Source organism: Rudaea sp. (assembly GCF_036383415.1).
Lineage (GTDB): Bacteria > Pseudomonadota > Gammaproteobacteria > Xanthomonadales > Rhodanobacteraceae > Rudaea.
The window spans coordinates 1-7,949 of the sequence record NZ_DASVOK010000114.1 but is presented as its reverse complement, the minus strand read 5'-3'; the positions used below and the strand labels follow the sequence as shown (position 1 = coordinate 7,949).

Here is a 7,949-nt window from a genome sequence, read left to right as displayed (position 1 = left end):
CGTGTGCTCTATCGCGACGGCGCGCCAATCGCGACATTGGCTGCCGGCGAATTCGCCGCGCTGGAGCCGATGGACGAAGCCGCGCAATGGGCGGCGAAGAAGCGCTTGCTGCAAGGCGCGCCGGAGACGGAAACGCCCATCGCCCCGGCCGTCGAGCCGCGATAAGCAGTGGCCAGCGAGATGCTCAATCGCCGCCCGCGTGATCCGCGTTCTCACTCTCGACCAGTCCGCGCAGGCGCAGCAGCGCCTCGCTCTGAATCTGTCTAACGCGCTCGCGCGTCAAGCCTAGTTCGGCGGCGATCTCCGCGAGCGATTGCGTAGCGCTGTCGTTGAGACCATAGCGCCGCTGCAGCACCAATCGCTGCCGCTCCGGCAATTGCTCCAGGCAATGCTCGATACGCGAATTGCGCGGATCGCCGCCGCTCGCGCGCGCCATCGTTGCGCCGGCATCGTCGACGACGAGTTGTTCGATCAGCGCGCGATCGTCGCTCGCCGACAGCGGCGCATCGAGCGAAGAAATGCGGTCGGTCAGGGTGAACAGGCCGGCGACATCGGTGCCGCTTTTGCCGAGATGGCGCGCCAGTTCGTCGATGTTCGGCATGCGCCCGAGTTCGTGCGTGAGCTGGCGTCGCGCACGCAGCACCTGGGCAAATTCGCGCAACACGTGCACGGGCAGGCGCACGGTGCGGCCCTGGCTCATCAGCGCGTGCTGCACGCCGTCGCGGATCCACCAGGTCGCGTAGGTCGAAAAGCGCAGACGTCGCGCAGGATCGAATTTCTCCACCGCGCGGATCAAGCCGAGATTGCCCTCGGCGATCAGGTCGAGCAAAGCCACGCCGCGACCGACATAGCCGCGCGCGATCGAAACGACGAGTCGCAGGTTGGCCTCGATCATGCGCCGGCGCGCGTCGGCGTCGCCCTCGGCCACGCGCGCGGCGAGGCGCTGCTCGTCGTCCGCGTCGAGTAACGGGATCAGGCCGATTTCGTTGAGATAGGCGCTGGTCGAATCGCGCGCCTCGTCGTCCTGCTGCGGCTCGACCGCCTGGATCAACTCGAGCAGTTCGTCCGATTCGATGTCGTCGGCGCGCGGATCCGGGTTCATCGGCCTAGCATAGGACTTGTGCAAGCAGGAACCAAAAGATTTCGGATCGAACGCTTCGTCAACGCGCGGGCAGGAAATCCAGCGGATTGACCGGCTTGCCGTTCTTGCGAATTTCGAAATGCAACTCGTCGCGCGAACTCGCGCTCGAACCCATCTCGGCGATCTGCTGACCGGCGCGCACCTTGTCGCCCTCGGCGACGAGGCGCTTGCGGTTGTGGCCGTAGGCAGAGAGGAAGTTCGCATTGTGCTTGACGATGATGAGTTCGCCGTAGCCGAGCAGGCCGTTGCCGCTGTAGACGACTTCGCCATCGGCCGCGGCCTGCACCGGGTCGCCCGCGCTACCGGCGATGTCGACGCCCTGCTTGGTCTGATCGCCGGCAACGTAGGTGCCGATCACCTTGCCGCCATTCGGCCAGTGCCAGGCGATGCCGCCGACATTGGAAACGGCGGACTCGTTTGCCAGCTTCGATGGTGGCGGCTCCGCGACGGGCTTTGGCGCGGGCGCTGCGATCGGCGTTGGCGTGGCGGCGACCACAGGCGCCACAGAGGGTTGTGCGATCGCGATCGGTTGCTGCGGCTTCGATGCCGCAGTTGAAACCGGAGCAGCAGCCGGTTCGCTCGGCGCCGGAGTGGGCTCGTTCGGCACATCCTCGAACATGCTCGTGCTTTTCTGCGCAGACGGCGCGGCGGCTGCGGTCGCGGGACTGGAAGCAGGCGCCGGCGTCTGTGCGACCACCTCATGCGACGAGGTCACGGCGGCCGGATGCGCATCGACCGACGCGATTTGCATGCCCGGCGGGCTGAAGCGGATTTCCTGACCGACGAGGATCTTGTACTGCGGCGCGGCGATGCCGTTCCACTGCGCGACGTCGCGGTAGTCGAGGCCGCGCTTGAACGCGATCGAATACAGCGTGTCGCCCTTGACCACGCGATAGCTGCCACCGGGCGGCGTGCTCGCGCGCGCGGGCGGCTGCGCCTGCAGCGACGGCGACTCGCCGATCGAACGGTCCTCTACGTCGGCCGGATCGGTCGCGCAGCCCGTCAGCACCAGTGCGGCCACGGCCAGCGCGGCGAACGCGCCACGTAGCCGTACGCGTGGAGAAATCACCATCGTCGTCATCGGAGAAACGGACGTCACGGTCGAATCAGTGATGCAGGAACTTGAAATACACCACGGCGAGGACAACCAAGGCAAGCAATCCCCAGCCGATCCATTCGATCCATTTATGTACGGTTTGCTCGGCCTTCTCGCCGCCGAGGCGAATCGCACCGCAAAGCAGGTAGACGCGCTTGCCGCGGCCGACGATCATCGCGGCAAGGAACGCCCATATCGGCACGCCGACGATGCCCGACGACCAGGCGATGATTTTCATCGGAATCGGCAGGAAGCCACCGCCGACGAGCAACCAGAACACTTCCCAGCCACCAAGGCCACGCAGTTTGGCGACGTAGCCGTCGATGGCCGGCAGCCAGCCGAGATCGTCGAGCAAGGGCCGCAGGAGTTCGAAGCCGTAGTGGCCCATGAGATAGCCGATGATCGAACCGAGCGTGGAGAAGAGCAGGCTCAGACTCGCGTAACGCGCCCAGCGCTCCGGTTTCGCCAGCGTCATCGGCGCGAGCATGATCTCGGGCATCAGCGGAAAGATGAAGGCCTCGACGAAGCTGATGCCCATCAAGTAACGCTCGGCGAGAGGATGCTTTGCCCAGACGAGCGCTTTTTCGTAAAGGGGTTTGAACAGTTTCAAAACGGTATTCCTTTCGTGGGGGCGCGACTTTCGCGCGTCTCGCGCGAAAGTATTCCAATACGTCCGCGTCCGATTCTTGTTCGGCCGGGCAGGCTTGTTCGCTCGACGTGCCCGAATTACACCAAGCCGCCGAGCAGCGGCACGAAGCTGACATCGCCGAGCGACTCGCCGACCCACATCGCGCCCTGTTCCTTCTCGACCAAGCGGTAGCGCAACAACTTCTGCACGCCCGGCTTGCCGACCGGTGCGACGAGCACGCCGGCGGGCGTGAGTTGGTCGAACAATTCCTCGCGCAAGGCATCGTCCGCCGCGGTCAGGATGATCGCGTCGTACGGCGCATGCTCGGCCCAGCCGAGTTTGCCATCGGCATGTTTCGAACGGATGTTGTTGAAACCGAGCTTGCGAAACCGTCGGCGCGCATTGCGCAGCAGTTCGTCGATGCGCTCGACCGTGTAGACGTTTTCCACGAGCGCGGCGAGCACGGCGGCCTGGTAGCCGGAGCCGGTGCCGACTTCGAGTACCTTTTTCGGCACGGCGCGCTCGATCAGCGCCTCGGTCATGCGCGCGACGACGTAGGGCTGCGAGATCGTCTGCGCCTGCCCGATCGGCAGCGCGGTGTCCTCGTAGGCGCGCGAGGCAAGCGCCTCCTCGATGAACAGGTGGCGCGGCAGGCTGCGCATCACGTCGAGCACGCGCCGGTCGGCGATGCCCTGCTCCTGCAACCGCAGGATGAGGCGGTCGCGTGCGCGCTGGCTGGTCATGCCCAGGCCGCGTGCCTCGGGAGTCAACCTTTGCATCATCGTCACGCGACCGCGCCCGGCGTGATCGCCAGCGAATTCACCCAGCTCGACACTTTTTCCAGCGCCTGGAAACGGGTCAGGTCGACGTGGATCGGAGTGATCGAGATGTAGCCGTCGCGCACGGCGTTGAAATCGGTGCCGGGGCCGTCGTCGTCGACTTCGCCCGCCGGCCCGATCCACCACAGCGGCCGTCCGCGCGGATCGACCTGGCGGATGCATGGCGCCGAGCGATGGCGCTTGCCGAGGCGGGTGACCGCGAAGCCGCGCAACTCGTGCCATGGCCGGTCGGGCACGTTGACGTTGAGGATCGTGTCGGCCGGCAGCGGATCGACGACGAGGCGCTGCATGATCGCAAGTGCGGCCTGCGCGGCGCTGTCGTAGTGATGGCCGGAGTTCTCGGAAGTAACCAGCGAGACCGCGATCGCGGGCAGGCCGAGAAAACGCCCTTCCATCGCCGCGGAGACCGTGCCCGAATAGATCACGTCGTCGCCGAGATTGGCCGAATTGTTGATGCCGGAGACGACGATGTCCGGGTCCTTGTCGAGCATGCCGCAGAGCGCGAGATGCACGCAGTCGGTCGGCGTGCCGGCGACGCGGTAGCGGTTGTCGTCGAGCCTGGCCACGCGGATCGGCTGATCGAGGGTGAGCGAATTGCTTGCGCCGGAGCGGTCGCGGTCGGGCGCGACGACGATCACCTCGCCCGCGGCCGACAGCGTGCGCGCGAGCACCGCGATGCCAGGTGCCTCCACGCCGTCGTCGTTGCTTACCAATACCCGCATAGCCTCGTCCAGCCGCGCCGGAGCGCGGCGTCATCTCATCTGTTGAATACGCGCAATTGTAGCGGACGCATGCGCGATTGCACACGCGCGAACACGCGGCCCGAGCGCAAACAGGCCTCGCGAACAATCGACATGAATGCCTGGCAACCTTGCAGGGAATTAATGTCCAATTGCCATACCTAGCGTATAATTCGCGGCCCGCGAACGGCAGCCTGTCTGGCCGGTGTCAAAGGGTACCGTCGCGCCCGCCCCCAACCCCCGGTGTGACCGCGTGAGCGCCAATCTCCTCAAGGACTTCTCCGAATCCTCGCCACTTTCCGGCGGCAACGCCGCTTTCATCGAGGATTTGTACGACAACTATCTGCGCGATCCGTCCTCGGTCGCCCCGGAGTGGAAGAAATATTTCGACACGTTCAAAGGCCGCGAGGCCGGTGACCAGCCGCATGGCGACGCGGTCGTGCGCATCGAACAGGCGCAGAAGGTCAACGGTCGCGCGATCATGCTCGCCGCCGGTCCGCTGACCGACGCGGTCAGCAACAAGCAGACCGGCGTCTCGCGCCTGGTCACCGCCTACCGTTCGCGCGGCCACCTCGCCGCCAGGCTCGATCCGCTCAACATGGAAGGTACCTATCCGGCCACCGACCTCGAGGAAATCGGCCTGTTGCCACGCCCGGGTGCGCCCGATCTCGATCCGTCCTGGCATGGCCTCGGCGCGGTCGACATGAACACCGAGTTCAACACCGGTTTCCTCGGCGGCCCGCCGAAGCTCAAGCTCGGCGAACTGGTCGAGCGCCTGAAGAAGACCTACGCCGGCAGCATCGGCGCTGAGTTCATGCACATCCGCGACGCCGACGAGCGGCGTTGGGTGCACCAGCAGTTCGAAAGCGCGGGCGGCAACTTCGGCCTTTCCGTGGATGAGCAGAAGAAGCTGCTCGAACACCTCGTCCAAGCCGACGGCCTTGAACGCTACTTGCATACCAAATACGTCGGCCAGAAGCGCTTTTCGCTCGAAGGCGGCGACAGCCTGATCCCGATGGTGGCCGAACTGGTCAAGCGCGGCGCGGCCAACGGCGTCAAGGACCTCGTCCTCGGCATGGCCCATCGCGGCCGCCTCAACGTGCTCGTCAACATCCTCGGCAAGGCACCGCAAAAACTCTTTGACGAGTTCGAGCAGAAGTTCGACCACGACGACAATCCCGCGCACTCGGGCGACGTGAAGTACCACATGGGCTTCTCCGCCGACGTCAAGAGCGGCGACAAGACCATGCACGTCGTGCTCGCGTTCAATCCCTCGCATCTGGAAATCGTCAATCCGGTCGTCGCCGGTTCCGTGCGTGCGCGCCAGACTCATCGCAGCGACGCCGATCGCCACCAGGTACTGCCGGTGCTGATCCACGGCGACTCGGCCTTCGCCGGCCAGGGCGTCAACATGGAGTTGTTCAACATGTCGCAGACGCGCGGTTTCGGCGTCGGCGGCACGATCCACATCGTCGTCAACAACCAGGTCGGCTTCACCACCTCGAACCCGCACGACACGCGCTCGACGCTGTACTGCACCGACGTGGCGAAGATGGTCAACGCACCGGTGTTCCACGTCAACGGCGACGATCCGGAAGCGGTGCTGTTCGTCACCCGCCTCGCCTTCGACTACCGCGCCAAGTTCAAGCGCGACGTTGTCATCGACCTCGTCTGCTACCGCCGCCACGGTCACAACGAGGCCGACGAACCGTCGGCGACGCAGCCGCTGATGTACAAGATCATCAAGGCGCGACCGCCGGCGCGCGAGATCTACGCCAGGCAACTCCAAGCTGCGGGCACGATCGCCGGCGGTGATGCGCAGGAACTCGTCGATACCTATCGCGCCAAGCTCGAAGCCGGCCAGCCGATTCCCGCTCTCGATCCGAATTTCAAGGACGCGTTCGCGATCGACTGGACGCGCCACCTCAACGCGTCGCTCGACCAGGCGGTCGACACTGGCGTGTCCAAAGACAAGCTTGCCGCACTCAACGCGAAGATCCTCGACGTGCCGAAGGATTTCACCCTGCAGGCGCAGGTCGGCAAGGTCTACGAGGCGCGCGGCAAGATGGCCGCCGGCGCACAGCCCATGGATTGGGGCTTCGCCGAGAACCTCGCCTACGCCACGCTGATCGACGCGGGTTACGACCTGCGCCTGGTCGGCCAGGACGTCGGCCGCGGCACGTTCTCGCATCGTCATGCGGTGCTGCACGACCAGAACAGCGGCCGCGACATCACCATGTTGACCAAGGTGCGCGAAGGCGCCACCGTCAACGTGATCGATTCGCTGCTCAGCGAAGAAGCGGTGATGGCGTTCGAATACGGCTACTCGACTTCCGAGCCGCGCACGATGGTGCTCTGGGAAGCGCAATTCGGCGACTTCGCCAACGGCGCACAAGTCGTGGTCGACCAGTTCATCTCCTCGGGCGAGGCGAAGTGGTCGCGCTTCTCGGGGCTGGTGCTGCTGCTGCCGCACGGCTACGAAGGCCAGGGGCCCGAGCACTCCTCCGCGCGCCTGGAACGTTACCTGCAGCTCTGCGCGCTCGACAACATGCAGGTGGTCGTACCGACCACGCCCGCGCAGATGTTCCACCTGCTGCGCCGGCAGATGGTCCGCGACGTGCGCAAGCCGCTCGTGGTGATGACGCCGAAGTCGCTGCTGCGCCATCCGCTGGCGGTGTCGACGCTCGACGATCTCGCCAGCGGCAGCTTCCAGCTCGTCATCCCCGATTCGACGGCGAAGGACGCGAAGGCGGTCAAGCGCGTCGTGTTCTGCTCCGGCAAGGTCTACTACGACCTGATCCAGGAAGCGGTCAAACGCAAGCTCACCGACGTCGCCGTCGTGCGCGTCGAGCAGCTCTATCCGTTCCCGCGTACGCAGGCGCAGGCCGAACTGGCCAAGTACCCGAACGTGCAGGAAGTCGTCTGGTGCCAGGAAGAGCCGCAGAACCAGGGCGCGTGGTATCAGATCAAACACCATCTCGCCGCCTGCATCGGCGATGCGCAGACGCTGCACTACGCCGGCCGCACGCGCTCGCCGGCGCCGGCCTGCGGCCACTTGAACACGCATATCGCAGAGCAGGCCAAGCTCGTCGAAGACGCGCTGGTCAAGGCGCCGGGCGACGATTACTCGGCCGATTGATTCGCGACAAAGAAAAACATCGTTCTTGAACCTTAGGAAAAAAAATGACGATTGAAGTCAAAGTTCCGGTACTGCCCGAATCCGTCGCCGACGCGACGATCGCCACCTGGCACAAGAAGCCGGGCGACGCGGTCAAGCGCGACGAAAACCTCGTCGATCTCGAAACCGACAAGGTCGTGCTCGAGGTGCCGGCGCCGGCCGATGGCGTGCTCAAGGAAATCAAGTTCGATGCGGGCGCGACCGTGACCAGCCAGCAGGTCCTCGCGATCCTCGAGGAAGGCGCCGCCGCCGCAGCTCCCGCTCCGGCCGCTGCTGCGCCTGCGGCGAAGGCCGCCCCGGCGCCCGCGCCTGTTCCGAGCGCAGCCG

At 65.4% G+C, this 7,949-nt stretch carries 7 protein-coding genes; 2 read left to right on the top strand and 5 right to left on the bottom strand.

Annotated elements, in window-relative coordinates; translation table 11 throughout:
• Positions 1-184: 184 nt before the first annotated feature.
• The 5 genes from VF497_RS04325 to surE all read right to left on the bottom strand — a co-directional run bounded on the left by VF497_RS04325 (position 185) and on the right by surE (position 4,426).
• Positions 185-1,102 carry a sigma-70 family RNA polymerase sigma factor gene (locus VF497_RS04325; protein WP_330886412.1) on the bottom strand — a complete coding sequence of 306 codons (918 nt, stop codon included), beginning with the start codon at positions 1,100-1,102 and terminating at the stop codon, positions 185-187.
• Positions 1,103-1,160: 58 nt separating this feature from the next.
• Positions 1,161-2,240: a peptidoglycan DD-metalloendopeptidase family protein gene (locus VF497_RS04320; RefSeq protein ID WP_330886411.1), complete on the bottom strand. Its 1,080-nt coding sequence runs from the start codon at positions 2,238-2,240 to the stop codon at positions 1,161-1,163.
• 7 nt (positions 2,241-2,247) lie between these two features.
• Positions 2,248-2,847: a DedA family protein gene (locus VF497_RS04315; protein WP_330886410.1), complete on the bottom strand. Its 600-nt coding sequence runs from the start codon at positions 2,845-2,847 to the stop codon at positions 2,248-2,250.
• Positions 2,848-2,963: 116 nt separating this feature from the next.
• Positions 2,964-3,647 carry a protein-L-isoaspartate(D-aspartate) O-methyltransferase gene (locus tag VF497_RS04310; protein WP_414706838.1) on the bottom strand — a complete coding sequence of 228 codons (684 nt, stop codon included), beginning with the start codon at positions 3,645-3,647 and terminating at the stop codon, positions 2,964-2,966.
• Positions 3,648-3,649: 2 nt separating this feature from the next.
• The gene (surE, locus tag VF497_RS04305; RefSeq protein ID WP_330886408.1) at positions 3,650-4,426 is read right to left on the bottom strand and encodes a 5'/3'-nucleotidase SurE; all 777 of its coding nucleotides are present in this window, start codon (positions 4,424-4,426) and stop codon (positions 3,650-3,652) included.
• Between the two features lie 271 nt (positions 4,427-4,697).
• Here surE and VF497_RS04300 point away from each other — a divergent pair, with 271 nt between their 5' ends.
• Positions 4,698-7,583 (top strand): 2-oxoglutarate dehydrogenase E1 component, encoded by a 2,886-nt coding sequence (locus VF497_RS04300; protein WP_330886407.1) that lies wholly within the window; start codon positions 4,698-4,700, stop codon positions 7,581-7,583.
• Positions 7,584-7,627: 44 nt separating this feature from the next.
• Positions 7,628-7,949: biotin/lipoyl-containing protein (locus VF497_RS04295; RefSeq protein ID WP_330886406.1), on the top strand; the 322-nt coding region annotated here is incomplete at its 3' end.

What these genes read in the sequence shown, in the direction of transcription:
- VF497_RS04325 (WP_330886412.1), bottom strand. Translation starts at nt 1,102, where the DNA reads ATGAACCCGGATCCGCGCGCCGACGACATCGAATCGGACGAACTGCTC.
- VF497_RS04310 (WP_414706838.1), bottom strand. Translation starts at nt 3,647, where the DNA reads ATGATGCAAAGGTTGACTCCCGAGGCACGCGGCCTGGGCATGACCAGC.
- surE (WP_330886408.1), bottom strand. Translation starts at nt 4,426, where the DNA reads ATGCGGGTATTGGTAAGCAACGACGACGGCGTGGAGGCACCTGGCATC.